The organism is Aliamphritea ceti (assembly GCF_024347215.1).
Classification (GTDB): Bacteria; Pseudomonadota; Gammaproteobacteria; order Pseudomonadales; family Balneatricaceae; genus Amphritea; species Amphritea ceti.
The window spans coordinates 3,387,045-3,403,211 of the sequence record NZ_AP025282.1 but is presented as its reverse complement, the minus strand read 5'-3'; the positions used below and the strand labels follow the sequence as shown (position 1 = coordinate 3,403,211).

12 protein-coding genes are annotated in these 16,167 nt (G+C 47.3%); 2 read left to right on the top strand and 10 right to left on the bottom strand.

The window, feature by feature from the left end; translation table 11 throughout:
* Positions 1-39: 39 nt before the first annotated feature.
* The 3 genes from mmsA to OCU49_RS15645 all read right to left on the bottom strand — a co-directional run bounded on the left by mmsA (position 40) and on the right by OCU49_RS15645 (position 3,677).
* Entirely contained in the window at positions 40-1,572 is a 1,533-nt protein-coding gene (gene mmsA, locus OCU49_RS15655) for a CoA-acylating methylmalonate-semialdehyde dehydrogenase (protein WP_261841492.1), read from the bottom strand.
* Between the two features lie 98 nt (positions 1,573-1,670).
* Positions 1,671-2,648, bottom strand: a complete 978-nt coding sequence (gene speB / locus OCU49_RS15650; RefSeq protein WP_261841491.1) for an agmatinase — start codon at positions 2,646-2,648, stop codon at positions 1,671-1,673.
* A gap of 93 nt (positions 2,649-2,741) precedes the next feature.
* Complete coding sequence (locus tag OCU49_RS15645; RefSeq protein WP_261841490.1) at positions 2,742-3,677, bottom strand: LysR family transcriptional regulator; 936 nt, start codon at positions 3,675-3,677, stop codon at positions 2,742-2,744.
* A 476-nt stretch (positions 3,678-4,153) separates the two neighbouring features.
* On the opposite strand from OCU49_RS15645, the gene OCU49_RS15640 reads away from it, so the two are divergent.
* Positions 4,154-5,530 (top strand): aminotransferase family protein, encoded by a 1,377-nt coding sequence (locus tag OCU49_RS15640; protein ID WP_261841489.1) that lies wholly within the window; start codon positions 4,154-4,156, stop codon positions 5,528-5,530.
* Positions 5,531-5,707: 177 nt separating this feature from the next.
* A complete protein-coding gene (locus tag OCU49_RS15635) occupies positions 5,708-7,051 on the top strand; it encodes a purine-cytosine permease family protein (RefSeq protein ID WP_261841488.1) in 1,344 nt (447 codons plus the stop codon).
* 353 nt (positions 7,052-7,404) lie between these two features.
* Here the strand turns inward: OCU49_RS15635 and OCU49_RS15630 are convergent, their stop codons facing one another.
* From OCU49_RS15630 to OCU49_RS15600, 7 genes are all read right to left on the bottom strand, one after another.
* Complete coding sequence (locus OCU49_RS15630; RefSeq protein ID WP_261841487.1) at positions 7,405-8,265, bottom strand: class I SAM-dependent methyltransferase; 861 nt, start codon at positions 8,263-8,265, stop codon at positions 7,405-7,407.
* A 3-nt stretch (positions 8,266-8,268) separates the two neighbouring features.
* Entirely contained in the window at positions 8,269-9,969 is a 1,701-nt protein-coding gene (locus OCU49_RS15625) for an AMP-binding protein (protein WP_261841486.1), read from the bottom strand.
* A 75-nt stretch (positions 9,970-10,044) separates the two neighbouring features.
* Entirely contained in the window at positions 10,045-10,647 is a 603-nt protein-coding gene (locus tag OCU49_RS15620) for a peroxidase-related enzyme (RefSeq protein ID WP_261841485.1), read from the bottom strand.
* Between the two features lie 53 nt (positions 10,648-10,700).
* Positions 10,701-11,609, bottom strand: coding sequence for a hydroxymethylglutaryl-CoA lyase (locus OCU49_RS15615; protein ID WP_261841484.1), 909 nt, complete (start codon positions 11,607-11,609; stop codon positions 10,701-10,703).
* A 2-nt stretch (positions 11,610-11,611) separates the two neighbouring features.
* Positions 11,612-13,606 (bottom strand): acetyl/propionyl/methylcrotonyl-CoA carboxylase subunit alpha, encoded by a 1,995-nt coding sequence (locus tag OCU49_RS15610; RefSeq protein WP_261841483.1) that lies wholly within the window; start codon positions 13,604-13,606, stop codon positions 11,612-11,614.
* Positions 13,607-13,640: 34 nt separating this feature from the next.
* A complete protein-coding gene (locus OCU49_RS15605) occupies positions 13,641-14,426 on the bottom strand; it encodes an enoyl-CoA hydratase/isomerase family protein (protein WP_261841482.1) in 786 nt (261 codons plus the stop codon).
* Positions 14,427-14,442: 16 nt separating this feature from the next.
* Positions 14,443-16,050 carry a carboxyl transferase domain-containing protein gene (locus OCU49_RS15600; protein ID WP_261841481.1) on the bottom strand — a complete coding sequence of 536 codons (1,608 nt, stop codon included), beginning with the start codon at positions 16,048-16,050 and terminating at the stop codon, positions 14,443-14,445.
* Positions 16,051-16,167: the final 117 nt, after the last annotated feature.

The window sequence follows — 16,167 nt, the reverse complement described above, 5'->3', positions numbered from 1 at the left end:
GATGGTTTACTGCAGTGTGCAGTAAACCATCGGCCTTGTTTAGTTTGCTACACAGCTACGTACTGACGAGTCAGTTTTTGCTGCAGAGGTTGTTTTACCGGCATTTGGATCTACAACTCTGACAGTCGCTACTTTGTTTTGGGTAAAGAAATCGATTGCATCTTTACCTTGTACTTTGTTATTGCCTACCAGTGATCCTTTAATACCACCGAATGGTAAATACGGGTGAGGCGCACAGATACCAACGTTTACTCCAACCATGCCTACATCAGCTTCATTGATGAACTTTTCAGTGTAAAAAGTATTCTGAGTAAAGATTACTGCCCCATTGCCCATTTCATGATTTTTGATCATTCGAAGAGCGCCATTGATGCAGCCTACTTTCATTATATTCAGTACGGGGCCAAAGATTTCCTCACGGGCAATTTGCATACAAGGAGTTACTTCTGTAAATACAGTAGGGCCGACGAAGTAACCATCTTTATTCGCATCAGGAATATTTGGATTACGACCATCCAGTGCAAGATTCGCCCCTTCGTTTTGGCCGATTTCAATATATTTTTCTATTCTGGATTTGGCATTAGCCGAAATCACCGGGCCCATGAATACGTCAGGATCCATGGCGTCGCCAACGGTCACTTTTTTAGATGCTTCCAATAAACGTTCTACAAATTCATCGTAGATTTCAGGAACGACAGCAATGTTTGACACTGCCAGGCAGCGCTGGCCTGCAGAGCCGTAACCGGACATCAGAACGTTATCGATCATCAGGTCCATAGGGGCATCTTCCATCGCCACCATGAAGTTTTTAGCCCCACCTAACAGCATTGTTTTTTTGCCATTACGTCCACAGCCTTCGGCAATCGCGTGTGCTGTTGGCGTAGAGCCGACCAGGCAAACACCGGTTACGTTTTCATCGTCATACCAGGCTTCAACAGTTGTACGGTCACCGTGAACAATGTTTACAACACCTTTAGGAAGGCCTATATCAATGAGTAATTGCATCATTTTCTGCATGAACAGAGGTGATTCGGTAGACGGTTTATATACAAATGTATTGCCGGTGCCGATCGCAAACGGAACAAACCAACCAAATACAAGGGCAGGGAAGTTAAACGGAGCAACCCCACAGAACACGCCTAATGGTGCTTTAATCAGACGGCCATTAATGTTGTTGGCTATCCCCTGAACGGTTTCACCCTGAATCAGTGCCGGGATAGAGCAGGCCATTTGCAAAATTTCGATTACGCGACCAACTTCGCCGCGAGCTTCAGCAATGTGCTTAGCCTGGTCAATCGCAATTGATTGTGCCAGTTCTTCCAGATTATCCCGCATGGCTTGCTGCATATCGAAGATATAGTTCATTCGCTTCGGCAGCGGTGTAGCGCTCCAGGCAGGAAATGCTTCTGCAGCTGCAGCGACAGCTTGTTGGGATGTTTCCTGTGAAGACATTGGAACTTCACCAATAATAGCGCCGGTAGATGGGTTCTTTAGCGGTTCGTACTGGCCGTTCTGATCAGTAAGCCATTCACCATTAATATGGTTTCTGATTTTGATGTATTCTGTAGTCATGGATAATGTCTCTCAATCTTTTTTAAGTGACAGCCGGGTGGCGTCAGATGTATTTCTAAATATTAATCTGCTTGGGCTTGGGTCTGATTTACAGGATTTCAGAGCTTTCGCTGGGCAACTTTTTCGCTTAATAGGCAAAGCATTTCCCACATAAGCGTTGCTCCAACAAGGGCTGTTGCACCGCTGGGATCGAAGGGCGGAGAAACTTCAACTAAATCGGCGCCAATCAGATTCAGACCTCTCAGACCCCGAACAATCTGCTGTGCCTCAATAGTGGTTAGTCCTCCGATTTCGGGAGTCCCTGTTCCTGGCGCAAAAACAGGGTCAAGGCAGTCAACATCGAAGCTGATATAAGTCGCCTGATCACCAACAACTCTTCTGGCTTCCTCAATTACGCTTTCCAGACTTAGTGCATTGAATTCTTCAATACGCATAACACGAATGCCTTGCTCAAGGCCCCAGTCGTCGTCAGTGTCGCTGTACAATCCGCCGCGGATTCCGATTTGAATAACCCGCTTAGGATCCAGTATTCCTTCTTCGATAGCGCGTCTGAAAGGTGTGCCGTGGGTATATTTGCAGCCGCCGAAATATCGATCCCAGGTATCCGTATGAGCATCAAAATGAACCATGCCAAGTGGACCATGTTTAGCTGCCAGTGCCCGAAGTACCGGCAGGCTTGCTAAATGGTCACCTCCGGCTGCGAGAGGAATTATGTTTCTGTTTACCAGATCTGCAGTGAATTCCTGGATCATATCCAGTGTTTCTTCTATCTGCAGTGGGTTTACTGGTGCATCACCCAGATCCGCACAGTTAGCAAGCGCGTAAGGATCTATCTTTAACGCAGGGTGTACTTTGCGCATCATTGACGATGAGTCACGAATTTGACGTGGACCATGCCGTGCGCCGGCGCGGTTGGTTGTGCCACCATCCCATGGAATGCCAAATAAACCGATTTCAGTACCTTCTGAATCTTCAATATTGTAGTGAGGAAGACGCATGAATGTAGCGAGGCCCGCATATCGGGGAACGGTTTCTCCGGCGAGTGGACTGAAGTTTTTATTTTTTAATTCGGTCATAAGTTATCGCTCGTAATAGGTGATAATTCTTATAACCGAATATAGGGGGAGGGAAGTATTTCTTAAATGTCAAAGATGAAGGGTAAAGTTTACCTATTTGGAAACATTCCTGTTTTCCAGTTGCTCAGTTAAGGCCTTAAGAAAGGCACTTCTGAGTAAATTGGGTTGCGCGTCTCTCCGGGAGATTGTTTTGAAAGGTACCTGATAGGTAAAGATATCCGGAAGAAGTGCCTTGATCTGATTTTTGTTTGTGAAAATTGCAGCATAGTGACTGGGTAAAAAGCCAATAAACTGACCGCTTAAGATAAGTGTTGCAATGCCTTCAACCTGATATGAAGTCGCAGTACCTTTTAACTCTGGAAAGTGTTCGGACATCAGCATGCTGTGAGCATAGGCGGGCACGATGAAGTCATGTTGGCTGACTTTTGCAATATTTATTTCATTCTCAGGCAAGTCGAATAGTGGATGACGCGAGCTGCAGTAAAGTAATGAGGTTTCGTGATGTAGGGCGTTGTATTCAAGCCCGGGGAGCTTGTGATGGAAAGGGATGATGCCGACATTCGCTCTGCCCTCAATAACTGCACGTTCAATCTCATTGGGTGCGGCTATTTGTATGTTTATCCTGACCTCTGGTTCGTTGATATGAAAGTTGCCTAATACATCAACAAGTGGGGAGTTAGAGTCGGTAAGCATATTATCCGTCAGGGCGAGGTTAAGTTCTCCGACAAGACGGCTGTGTGTAGCATTAATATTCGTTCTGAATTTTTCCAGATCTTGCAGCAATTCAAGTGAATAATCATATACAAGCTGGCCATGGTCCGTCAGTTGGAAGCCTGACCTCCCTCTTTGGCAAAGACGCATGTCTAAGCGGGTTTCCAGGTCAGACATCAACCGGCTGATAGCCGAGCGACCAATGTTTAGCTCTACTTCTGCAGCAGAAAAGCCGTTACATTCAACCACTGTTTTAAAGACTCTCAGCAATTTTAAATCTACATCACTGACTTGGCCGGAAAGGCTGAGGCGCTTCATATAATATTCCTGTTCATCGTGGTTCGGGTAACTGCCCAAAACTATAAGCGAAGTTTAGTATATCGGCCTTATAGGTAGTGCAGCGTAAAATATCCCAGATGCATCTAATTTTAATTGCAAGTTTAATGAATGACTCAAGTCATCCATTAAAGACATCATTATGCTTGACGATTTGAAGGTTTATCAATATCTGATATTCAAAACAAGGTAAATGAGTGCTTTTAAAAATTCGTTTTAGCGAGAGATAGTTATTATATTTTATGAGTGTTCTCTATGTTAAATATTTAATTTCACCCTGTTTGTTAGTTGGATTTAGATGGTTTACTACCGTATTTATAAGAAAAATTAAAGTTCGGAATGAATTTTTTTATAGGTCCAGATTGGATCTAAAATGTCACTCTTTGTGGGGCTAATCAATTTAATCACCTGGATTAATTATGGCGCAGGTTATTAATTTAATAGTTTAAGGGTGAGAAATGAAAGAAATTGATGGTGCTGATTTTCGGCGAAATATTGATTTAGACCGTAAGCATGTATGGCACCACTTGTCGCAGCATAAGCCTTATGAAGAAAGCGATCCGTTGATGATCGTTAAAGGCGAAGGTATGCGCGTTTGGGATGTGAAGGGTAATGAATACCTGGATGCTGTTTCCGGTGCAGTATGGACTGTGAACGTTGGCTATGGCCGTACAGAAATTGCTGATGCTGTTCGTGACCAGTTGGTTACTATGAACTACTTCGCTCAGACTGCAGGTAATGTTCCAGCTGCTCAGTTTGCTGAAAAGCTGCTTGATAAAATGCCAGGCATGAGCCGTGTTTACTATTCTAACTCTGGTTCTGAAGCGAACGAAAAGTGCTTCAAGATGGTTCGCCAGATTGCTGAGAAGAAATACGGCGGCGTTAAGCACAAGATTTTGTTCCGTGAGCGTGATTACCACGGTACAACGATTACTGCATTGAGCGCGACTGGCCAGTTTGAGCGTAAGAACCAGTACGGTCCTTTCACGCCTGGTTTTGTTGAAGTACCTCACTGCTGCGAATACCGCCCACAGGAAGGTGCGGATCTGGAAAACTACGGCGTTTGGGCGGCAGACCAGATTGAAAAAGTAATTCTGGAAGAAGGTCCTGAAACGGTGGGTGCATTGTGCCTTGAGCCTATTACTGCAGGGGGTGGCATCATTGAAGCTCCTGTTGGTTACTGGGATCGCGTTCAGGAAATCTGCAAAAAGTACGACATCCTGCTGCACATTGATGAAGTAGTATGTGGTCTGGGCCGGACCGGTAAGTGGTTCGGTTATCAACATTACGGTATTAAGCCAGACATAGTCACTATGGCGAAAGGTGTTGCTTCCGGTTATGCAGCGATTTCCTGCACAGTAACAACTGAAGCTGTTTTCGACGTGTTTAAAGAGCCAGAAGATCCACGTATGGATTACTTCCGTGATATTTCTACCTTTGGTGGTTGTACTGCGGGTCCTGCTGCGGCTCTGGTTAACATGCAAATCATCGAAGATGAGAATCTGCTGGATAATGTTAACGTTCAGGGGGAATACCTGAAGATCCGGTTGAATGAACTGAAAGCTAAATACGAGGTTATTGGTGACGTACGTGGTAAAGGTTTGTTCGCTGGTTTTGAAATGGTTAAAGACCGAATCACTAAAGAGCCTGTATGTGAATCTGTTGTAGCAAAGGTTGTGGCGGCTTGTCTCTCATATGGTGTCATTATCGGGCGAACAAATCGTTCATTTAAAGCGCTAAATAATAATATCTGTTTAAGTCCTCCGTTAATCGTCACCAAAAACGATATAGATGTCATTATCGATAGTCTTGATAAAGCTTTGGCTGATTTGTGACCTGTTATTTATTAGCTGAAACATAAGATTTATTCGCCTAAACAGTTTCCATTTTTGCCAACCGAACGTTACATAATAGTCGTGTAACGTTTTTTTTCTATGGTGTAGGTTAACTGTTAGTGCTCTCTGGCTCGAAGAGACCAGGAAAAAATATAATAAAATAAGAGGTACAAACATATGAGTCTTGGAATAAGTGAAGATAATATAACGCCTATCCAAAGCAGTGAAAAAAAATTAGGTGTTGTCGGTACGTTTTTTCTGTGGGTGGCGGCAACTTTAGTTGTACCTACAGTTATGACCGGACAAATGTTTATTCCTGATGTTGCACCATTGGAAGCATTTGAAATTTTAGTAATAGCGTCGATTGTTGGTTGTGTAGCATTAGCAGCAATGTCACTAATTGGCACTAGAACCGGTTTGCCAACACTTGTTGTCGCTCGGGGTACTTTTGGCTACGGCGGGGCTAAAATAATTGCAGTGCTTAATGTTATTATTTTAGGTGGCTGGTGTTTTATACAGGGCTATCTGGGCGCATTGGCATTAAATCAAATTTTTGTAGGGTTACTAGGGTTTGATAATATATTGCTGGCTTTATTTGTCACTTCAGGAATCGTAATCGTTATTACAATTTTAGGACATACAGGTATTCAAAAGATTGAAGGCTTAGCTTCAACAGCTATGATTGTCGTGGCTTTATTTGTTATTTATATGATTCTTGATAAATACGAAATTAATAGTCTTTACACTTTTGAAGTATCAAGCAGCCCTGCTTTAACATATGCAATTATTTTTGACATCGTGCTGGCAACAGCATTTTCATGGATAGCTTTGACATGCGATCATAACCGTTACTGTAAAAATTCTACTACTGGTGTAGTGGGTGTAGTATCTGGTTACATGATAGGTACAATTCTAGCGATGGGCATTGGTATTACTGTAGGTGCTTTCTCTATTATCGATGGCATGGAGCCTACATATGATCCTGCCGTTCTTCTTGGTGGTGGTGTTGGCCTTATTGCTGCATTTGTTATGTTTCTGTCTGCTGTCTCAACTAATATTATGGCTACTTATAGCTGTATTATGTCGACGATGAGTGTGGTTCCAAAAGCAAGCTATACAAAAGTGGCTATTCTTATCGGTCTGTTTTGTGCTTCAGGGGCGTTTTTACAAGAAATACTTATGGCTTCGTTCTTTGACTGGGTGCTGTTAGTTGGTGCTCTATTTATTCCGGTATTTTCAATAATGCTGGCAGATTACTTTTTTGTTAAAAAGTCTGATTTTAATGTTGATGAATTAGTAAAATCTTCGAATAGCACTTTGTATCGCTACACGAATGGCTTTAATGTTAAGGCTATTATCGTCTATTTTATTGGTGCAGCCATGTCATTCTACTTTACGTATGTTAATCCGTTAGAGTTTGGTGCTACAGCACTCTCATTTGTAGCGACTGGTATACTCTATATAGTTGTAAGTAACTTATTTAAGGCACCTGTTTTATCTGGTGTAGAACCTGCTAAGTAAGTTTTTAATTACTAATAAAAGCCTTTCTTTACGAAAGGCTTTTTTGTTTGACTAATTAAATATATAAATTTTATAGCAATAATAAGCACTGTAGTTTTCATGGGTTTTTGTTTTTCAGAAGTGTTGGTATTCGTTCTGGGTTTAACTGAGAAGGGGATTAAGTAAGCTTCTGTTCTAATAGTAGAGGGAGTGGATCAGATACATTGATCTGATCATTGGCATGTGAGTCTGTGAATAGGCTGCTTAAAATAATTTATATATTTTCGGTAACACACGTGCTTCAAAGAAATAGAAAATTAATCAATTCTGTTTGTTCTGGCATGCGTACCTGAGTGTGCTCTGAGAAGTAATCTTCATAACGGTTTATTAGCGATTATCTCATGCACTTCGATAGCACCGCTTTGTAGATTAGCCAGGAGGTTGGTGGCCATTTTCATAAAGCGTATGCCGAATATTTCTCTCGGGGAAAGCTTGTGCAGAGGGTAGGGGTTTGTTGGCGATTGTTCCGGAGCTGGTGGTTGAGCTTCTTTTCGGCTTTGTTGCTGACGCCATTCCAAAGCTTCTGCAGACCAGTTTTGCTCAGAGGTTACCGTCAGGCCTGCGTTACTTAGCTGAGTTAGCAATGCTGCCAGGCTGAGCAGGTGGCTATTGGCTTCATCGCCGGCCCAGGGCACTGGATAGGTGATGTCTTGTTGTAAGCTACCCCGCAGTACTTCATGAAGAATTAATTTACCGCCTGGTTTAAGTGCTCGATGGCAATCCTTAAGGCATTGTTGTTGATCTGGCATATTGAGCAAACTGTGTTGCAATATAATTGCATCGAACTGGTTGTCGGATACCGGCAGTTGCTGACCATCGCCGGTGATTACATTTGACTGTTTGACCTTACATAGCCGGTTAAGCCCATGATTCAGCTGGCTGAATTCAGGGGTGATATCCAGGGTTATGTAGTTGACCGGAGAATGCTTAGCTAACTGACTGGTATAGAGACGTTGCAGGCCACCCAGGCCAGCACCTATTTCCAATATCCGAAAGGTGCTTTCAGGAGAATCAGGCAAGTGAGTCAGTAGCTTCTTGCTGGCCTGAATCCCACCGATGTGCAGCTGATCAATACCTGCCAGTTGATGGGGTAATGCACCTTGAGGAAAAGTGCTATGAATCCGGCATAAAAGCTCTGCCGGATTCAGTTGTTCACTATAGTGATGAGCAACCACCTGTTAGTCGTCCAGGCCAAGCTCTGCGATGGATATTTCCCGCATTTTAAATTTCTGGATTTTCCCGGTGACTGTCATCGGGAATTCATCGACAAATTTGAAGTAGCGTGGAATTTTGAAGTGGGTGATTTTACCTTTGCAAAAAGCTTGCAGGTTTTCGGCTGAAACTTCACGGGCATCCGGGGTCAGTTTTACCCAGGCAATCAGTTCTTCGCCGTATTTTTTGTCTGGCACGCCGGTGACCTGAACATCAATGATATCCGGGTGTGTATAGAGGAATTCTTCTACTTCTTTTGGATAGACGTTCTCGCCTCCACGGATCACCATATCTTTAATCCGACCAACGATTTGAACGTAACCTTCTTTATCCATAGTGGCAAGGTCACCACTGTGCATCCAGCCACGGTCGTCAATTGCAGCAGCGGTTGCATCAGGGTTGTTCCAGTAGCCGATCATGACGCTGTAGCCTCGGGTGCATAGTTCGCCTATCTCACCGCGGGATACAACCTGACCATTGGCGGGATCTATTATCTTAGTCTCGATATGAGGCTGACTACGGCCAACGGTTGATACGCGTTTATCGAATGGGTCGTCGGCGGCTGTCTGTGTAGAAACAGGGCTGGTTTCGGTCATGCCATAGGCGATCTGAACTTCCTGCATATGCATCTTGGCGTTAACTGCTTTCATGACTTCTGCCGGGCAGATAGATCCGGCCATAATGCCGGTGCGCAGGCTGGATAAGTCATACTGTTCGAATTGCTCATCTCCAAGTTCAGCAATGAACATTGTTGGCACGCCGAACAGTGCGGTTGCCTTTTCTTTTTCGACGGCTTCAAGTACCGCCCGGGGCTCGAAGCCTTCGGTTGGATAGATCAGTGTTGCACCATGGGTGATACACCCCAGATTACCCATCACCATGCCGAAGCAGTGGTATAGTGGAACCGGTACGATCAGCCGGTCCTGATCGGTGAAACGCATACTTTCAGCAACGAAATACCCGTTGTTAAGAATATTGTGATGGCTGAGCGTTGCGCCTTTAGGGAAGCCGGTTGTGCCTGAGGTGTACTGAATATTGATCGGATCGTCGAATTGCAGCGTGCTCTGAATGTGGGCAACATCTTCCGCACTGCTGTGGGCTGCCTGTTCAGTGAAGTCTGCCCAGCGCCACATGCCCGGATGCTGTTCATCTGCCAGATTAATGATGCATTTCAGGTTAGGCAGTTTAGCTGCGTTGAGCTGGCCCGGTTCACAGTTGTGCAGTTCCGGCGCCAGTTCCAGCAACATGGCGGTGTAGTTAGACGCTTTAAAACTGTCTGCGGTGACCAGAAAGCGGGTACCGGACTGATTCAGTGCGTATTCCAGTTCGTGCAACCGGTATGCCGGGTTGATATTTACCAGAATAGCACCGAGTTTTGCGGTGGCGAACTGAGTAACCAGCCACTGTGCGTTATTCGGCGACCACATGCCGACCCGGTCACCGGTTTTAACGCCGAGGCTTAATAGCGCACGGGCACAGTTATCTACCTGTTGTTTCAGGGTACGGTAATCCCAGCGGATATTCTGGAAATGAACAATCAGGGCATCATTGTCGGGAAAGTTTGCACAGGTGGCATCGAATTTATCGCCGATGGTCATTCCTAACAGAGGCTGAGCGCTGGCGCCATTCGTGTAGCTGGGGGCGTTCTTTTGGGTCGGAGTGCTCACGTTGTTATTTCCTTGTAATTGTTATTTTTGCTGAAGCCCGGGCGTCAGTTTTAGCAGTGCAGACAGAGCATTTCTTTAGCGACAGCGACTGTGGTATTCGGGATTCGGTTGCATATCTACCGCGCTGGCGATGCGGTTAGTCATGTTATAAAAACCAGCCAGATTAGCGATATCCCAGATGTCTCTGTCGCTGAAGCCTGCATCTCGCAGTTGCTGACGGTCAGCTTCCAGAATTGCGTCAGGCTTGTCAGTCATTTTTACAGCAAAATCCAGCATGGCGGTGTGCCGGTCAGACAGTTGAGCAGCCCGATAGTTGATTGCAATCAGCTCACCCAGAGCTGGGTCGCCGGAATATTCGCGGATGGCAGCACCGTGGGCTGCAATACAATAGAAACAATGATTGCGGGAGGATACCGCGACGGCAATCATTTCCCGTTCGAGAAGTGTCAGGTTACTGTCGCCAAACATCAGTTCGTTGTAGAACTTACTGAATACATCCAGCTGCGCAAGGTTTTGGCTATAGGCTTTCAGTACATTGGGCAGCATGCCGAGTTTCTCTTCACATTTAGCGAAGTATTTCTGCACATCGGCCGGATACTGGTCCGGGGCGGGTACGGGTAAGTCCAGTGCTGTCAGTGCTGCAGTTTGGTAGCTTACCTGTGGTTCGGAATCCTGCATCTGTATCTCCTTATAGCGTTTCTTATATTTATTTTTTGCTGTAGCTATCTTATTTAACTGCTTGGCTGACTAGTAGCCAATGCAACTTTAGATCCAGAGCGGCGACCTAGCTGGGCGCTGATCCAGTGTCCTGTGGTGACCATTTTCTGTAAATCGATACCAGTAGTGATGCCTAACCCTTGTAGCATGTAGAGTACGTCTTCACTGGCGACATTGCCTGAAGCGCCGTGGGCATAAGGGCAGCCGCCAAGCCCGGCCACTGAACTGTCGATGACCGCAACGCCTTCTTCCAGGACTGCATATAAGTTGGCGAGGGCCTGGCCATAAGTGTCATGAAAGTGTGCAGCAAGATGGCTTACAGGCACATATTTGCAGACGGCTTCTAACATCTGCTTGGCCTTCAGCGGTGTGCCGGTACCAATGGTGTCGCCCAGTGATATTTCATAGCAGCCAAGCTGGTACAGCAGGTCACACACATTAGCGACTTTTTCCGGTTGGATATCACCTTCATAGGGGCAGCCAAGAACGGTCGAAACATAACCGCGCACTCTTATGTCGTGCTGGCGAGCCAGTTCGATAACCGGGGTAAAGCGTTCGATGCTTTCAGCTATCGAGCAGTTAATATTTTTTTGTGTGAAGCTTTCTGAAGCGGCACCAAATACAGCGACTTCATCAACTCCGGCGGCAATTGCGGCTTCCAGGCCTTTCAGGTTGGGGGTAAGTGCACTGTAACTAACGCCGGATTGACGTTTGATACCTGCCATTACTGAGCTGGCATCGGCCATTTGGGGCACCCAGCGTGGCGAAACAAAGCTGGTGGCTTCGATGTTTGTCAGGCCGGTGTCACTGAGTCGGTTGATCAGTTCTATTTTGATCGCAGTGGCAATTGGATCGCCGGGTTCGTTTTGCAGGCCGTCTCGGGGACCCATTTCGAACAGGCGAACATTACTCGGCAGGGCCATGTTCAGTCCTCCGCTTCCAGTGCGATCAGTTCCGCGCCGTCATCAACCAGCTCGCCTTCCTGATAGAAAATTTCAGCAACTGTGCCGTCGTGAGGTGCTTTAAGGCTGTGCTCCATTTTCATGGCTTCCATGATAACCAGAGTATCTCCGGCAGCGACTTTAGCCCCGGTTTCTACCAGTACAGCGACGACTGCACCATTCATTGGGGCGTTTAGGCTGTTGCCACTGTCGTGAGCATTGCTGCCAAAATCTTCTCTGTGGCGTTGACAGCTAAATTGTTCAGCGCCGGCAAACAGGGTTAGCTGGTCGCCGTTAAAACAGACGTCCAGCGTTTGCCGGTGGTCATTGAGGGTAATATTTAACTGGTCGTCGCTTAAGTGTGCTTCTAACTCTAACTGCTGATCATGGTTAGTAATGCTGTACCGGTTACCATTACTTTGCACTGTGAGTGTGGCATTGGTATCGCTCTGGCCATCTTTAAAGATCAGCGTCAGTGGGCGGGCATAGCTACTGTTTAAGCGCCAGCTATCAGAGTTACTGAAAGGTGAGTCTGGATCAGCTGGTTGTGTATTGTTTTGCTGATTGTTAGCAGCAAAACACACTGCCGCAATCGCCAGCCAACGGGCTGTATCTGCCTGACTGTCAGGGAAAAGTAAGGCCTGATGGGTTTCAATAAAACCGGTATCCAACTGACAATCTCTGAATGGTTGGCTGTCAGCTAGTTTGTGCAAAAAGCTCAGGTTAGTGGTCAGGCCGGCAATTTTATAATCTTCCAGTGCGCTGACCATGCGGTTGATTGCACGTTCTCTGTCGGTGTCCCAAACAATCAGTTTTGCGATCATCGGATCGTAATACACACTGACTTCATCCCCCTGAAGGACGCCGGTATCTACCCGAACATGCGCATTCTCCTGAGGTGTTTTCAGGTAGTGGAGCATACCCGTTGCCGGTAAAAAATCGTTGTTAGGGTCTTCAGCGTATACCCGGGCTTCCAGTGAATGGCCGTTAATTGTCACCTGACTCTGGCACAGAGGCAGGGCTTCACCGGCTGCAATACGAAGTTGCCACTCTACCAAGTCCAGCCCGGTAATCATTTCTGTCACCGGATGCTCTACTTGCAAGCGGGTATTCATTTCCATGAAATAGAAGGAACCGTCGGTGTCATAGAGGAACTCCACCGTACCGGCGCCAACATAATTTATCGCCTGTGCAGCCCGTACGGCTGCTTCGCCCATGGCTTTGCGGTCGGCGTCGCTAAGGCCCGGTGCAGGCGCTTCTTCAATGACTTTCTGATGGCGACGCTGTACAGAACAGTCCCGTTCTGCCAGATAAATTCCCGCGCCAAGAGTGTCGCAAAATACCTGAATTTCTACGTGGCGTGGCTGCGTCAGATAACGCTCAATGAGCATATCAGGATTGCCAAAGGCATTACTGGCCTCCCGGCGGGCCGATTCCAGCGCTTCCGGGAATTCCAGCAGGTTGTTTACTACCCGCATGCCTTTACCACCGCCACCGGCAACGGCTTTCAACAGCTGCGGGTAGCCACATTTTTCTGATTCAGCTTTAAGTGTTGCGTCGCTCTGATCGGCATCGTGATAACCCGGAACCAGCGGAACAGATGCTTCAGACATAATCTGTTTAGCGGCAGATTTTGAGCCCATTGCTTCAATTGCACCGGTTGGCGGACCGATGAAAACGACATTGGCTTTGGCGCAGGCGGCGGCAAACTCAGCATTCTCTGAGAGAAAACCATAACCAGGATGAATCGCCTGGGCACCGCTACTGATGGCAATGTCTAATATTTTGTCGCTTCGCAGGTAGCTTTCGGTACTTGGAGCAGGGCCAAGCAAAAAGGCTTCATCAGCCATTTTTACATGTCGGGCCTGAGCATCGGCTTCGGAGTAAACTGCCACTGTGCGTATACCCATTGCACGGGCTGTCTGAATTACCCGGCAAGCGATTTCGCCGCGGTTGGCAATAAGAATTTTATTGAACATTGTGTGGTCCTTAATCCTTAGTTTTTAACCCTTATTATTTAATCCAAGCCGGGGTGCGTTTCTCCAGAAAGGCGCTTAAGCCTTCCTGACCTTCGGAGCTAACCCGGATGTCGGCAATACGGTTGGCGGTATCAGCAATCAGTGTGTCATTTATCGGTTGCTGGCTGACCGCCTGAATAAGCTGTTTAGCGGCGTACATGCCCTGAGGACTGTTCTGTAGCAGTTTGGTGATCATGTCGTCGGCACTGCTTTGTAACTGGTCTTCGGCAACGACTTCATGTACTAGTCCGAAATGCATCGCCTGTTGTGCGCTGAAAGGCTCGGCTGATATGAAATAGCGACGTGCCTGGCGTTCACCAATGGCGCGGATAACATAAGGGCTGATGACTGCGGGGATCAGGCCAATGCGAACTTCACTGAGGCAAAACTTACTTGTCTCGCTGGCGATCACTATGTCACAACAAGCCGCCAGACCCACTGCGCCACCGTAAGCGACGCCCTGAATCTGCGCGATAGTCGGGCGGTTAAAGTCATTCAGCAGTTGCATTAGTCTGGCCAGCCGGTGGGCATCTTTTAAATTATCGTCATGGCTGTTGTCAGCCATGCGGCGCATCCACGCCAGATCGGCCCCAGCGGAAAAGTTCTTACCGGCGGAGCGGAGGATCAGCACTCGCAGGTCGGGCAGGTCCGCCGCGATTTCCAGATGGCTGATAAGTGCTTCGATGATGTTGTCATCGAAAGCGTTATGCACTTCCGGACGGTTGAGCGTGAGTTCCGCGACGCCGTCAGTGAAGCTGAAAAGTACCTGACTGTTGGTCATATCTGATCCCTCCTGATCACATGCGGAACACGCCGAAGCGGGTTTCATCAATAGGTTTGTTAAGAGCAGCAGATAAACCCATACCGACTACTTCACGGGTTTGGCGAGGGTCAATGACACCGTCATCCCACAAGCGGGCGCTGGCGTAGTAAGGGTGTCCCTGGGCATCGTAGGTGTCGATAACTGGTTGTTTGAATGTGGCTTCTTCTTCAGCGGACCAGCTGTCACCGTTGCGCTCAATGTTGTCGCGTTTGACGGTCGCAAGTACACCAGCGGCCTGTTCGCCACCCATGACTGAAATACGCGCGTTAGGCCACATCCATAACATGTTAGGGCTATATGCCCGGCCACACATACCATAGTTACCGGCACCGAAGCTGCCACCAATAAGCACGGTAAATTTAGGTACATTTGCGCAGGCAACCGCGGTTACCATTTTCGCGCCGTGCTTAGCGATACCTTCTGACTCATATTTCTGACCGACCATGAAGCCAGTAATGTTCTGCAGGAAAAGCAGGGGGATCTTGCGCTGGCAGCATAGCTCAATGAAGTGCGCACCTTTTTGAGCAGATTCCCCGAATAAGATGCCATTATTTGCCACAATGCCGACAGGGTAGCCGAATATGTGTGCGAAGCCAGTGACAAGTGTTGTGCCGTAAAGCTGTTTAAACTCGTCAAATTCAGAGTTGTCCACAAGGCGGGCGATAACCTCTCTGACATCAAAGGGTTTTCTCAGGTCAGTACCGACAATGCCGTAGAGTTCTTCTGCATCAAATCGCGGCGCCTGTGCCGGGCGGGTATTTAGCTTAATGTCTTTACGCCGGTTCAGGTTAGCAATACAGCTGCGGGCAATCTGCAGAGCGTGTTCGTCGTTTTCAGCATAATGATCTGCAACGCCAGAAGTACGGCAATGGACGTCGGCACCCCCTAGGTCTTCCGCGCTGACGACTTCACCGGTAGCGGCTTTAACTAATGGCGGACCAGCAAGGAAAATACTGCCTTGTTCACGTACGATAATGGATTCGTCTGCCATGGCGGGGACATAAGCACCACCGGCGGTACAAAGTCCCATTACGACAGCAATCTGTGGAATGCCCAGGGATGACATGCGCGCCTGATTATAGAAAATACGGCCAAAGTGATCCCTGTCCGGAAAGACCTCATCCTGTTGCGGTAAGTTAGCCCCGCCGGAATCCACCAGATAAATGCAGGGCAGATTATTCTGCTCGGCAATTTCCTGGGCGCGCAGATGTTTTTTGACCGTCAGTGGAAAGTAAGTACCGCCTTTTACGGTGGCATCATTGGCGATGATCATGCATTCCTGACCACTGACCCGGCCAACACCTGTAATGATGCCTGCGGCAGGGACGTCGTCAGCATATACCTTATAGGCTGCCAGTTGTGACAGCTCCAGGAATGCGGAGCCTTCATCTAACAGAGTGTTAATACGATCACGGGGGAGCAATTTGCCACGGGATAAATGGCGTTCCTGATATTTATGACCGCCACCCAGTTCAACCTGGGCGGTTTTGTCGCGCAGATCGGCAACAGCGCTGGCCATTGCTTCATAGTTAGCGAGGTACTCTTCGCTGCGCGGATTAATCTTGCTGTTGAGTAAAGCCATGGTCTAGCCATCTCCTGTTCGCTTTGCTGAAAAAGGCGTGGGGAGGGTATCCCCACGCAAGGCTCTCTTCAGAATGGTGATTCCTGTGAGCTCAGCAAAAAATGCCCGGTTTCCCGC

What these genes read in the sequence shown, in the direction of transcription:
- mmsA (WP_261841492.1), bottom strand. Translation starts at nt 1,572, where the DNA reads ATGACTACAGAATACATCAAAATCAGAAACCATATTAATGGTGAATGG.
- OCU49_RS15635 (WP_261841488.1), top strand. Translation starts at nt 5,708, where the DNA reads ATGAGTCTTGGAATAAGTGAAGATAATATAACGCCTATCCAAAGCAGT.
- OCU49_RS15615 (WP_261841484.1), bottom strand. Translation starts at nt 11,609, where the DNA reads ATGGCCCTGCCGAGTAATGTTCGCCTGTTCGAAATGGGTCCCCGAGAC.
- OCU49_RS15605 (WP_261841482.1), bottom strand. Translation starts at nt 14,426, where the DNA reads ATGACCAACAGTCAGGTACTTTTCAGCTTCACTGACGGCGTCGCGGAA.
- OCU49_RS15640 (WP_261841489.1), top strand. Translation starts at nt 4,154, where the DNA reads ATGAAAGAAATTGATGGTGCTGATTTTCGGCGAAATATTGATTTAGAC.
- OCU49_RS15620 (WP_261841485.1), bottom strand. Translation starts at nt 10,647, where the DNA reads ATGCAGGATTCCGAACCACAGGTAAGCTACCAAACTGCAGCACTGACA.
- OCU49_RS15610 (WP_261841483.1), bottom strand. Translation starts at nt 13,606, where the DNA reads ATGTTCAATAAAATTCTTATTGCCAACCGCGGCGAAATCGCTTGCCGG.
- OCU49_RS15600 (WP_261841481.1), bottom strand. Translation starts at nt 16,050, where the DNA reads ATGGCTTTACTCAACAGCAAGATTAATCCGCGCAGCGAAGAGTACCTC.
- speB (WP_261841491.1), bottom strand. Translation starts at nt 2,648, where the DNA reads ATGACCGAATTAAAAAATAAAAACTTCAGTCCACTCGCCGGAGAAACC.
- OCU49_RS15645 (WP_261841490.1), bottom strand. Translation starts at nt 3,677, where the DNA reads ATGAAGCGCCTCAGCCTTTCCGGCCAAGTCAGTGATGTAGATTTAAAA.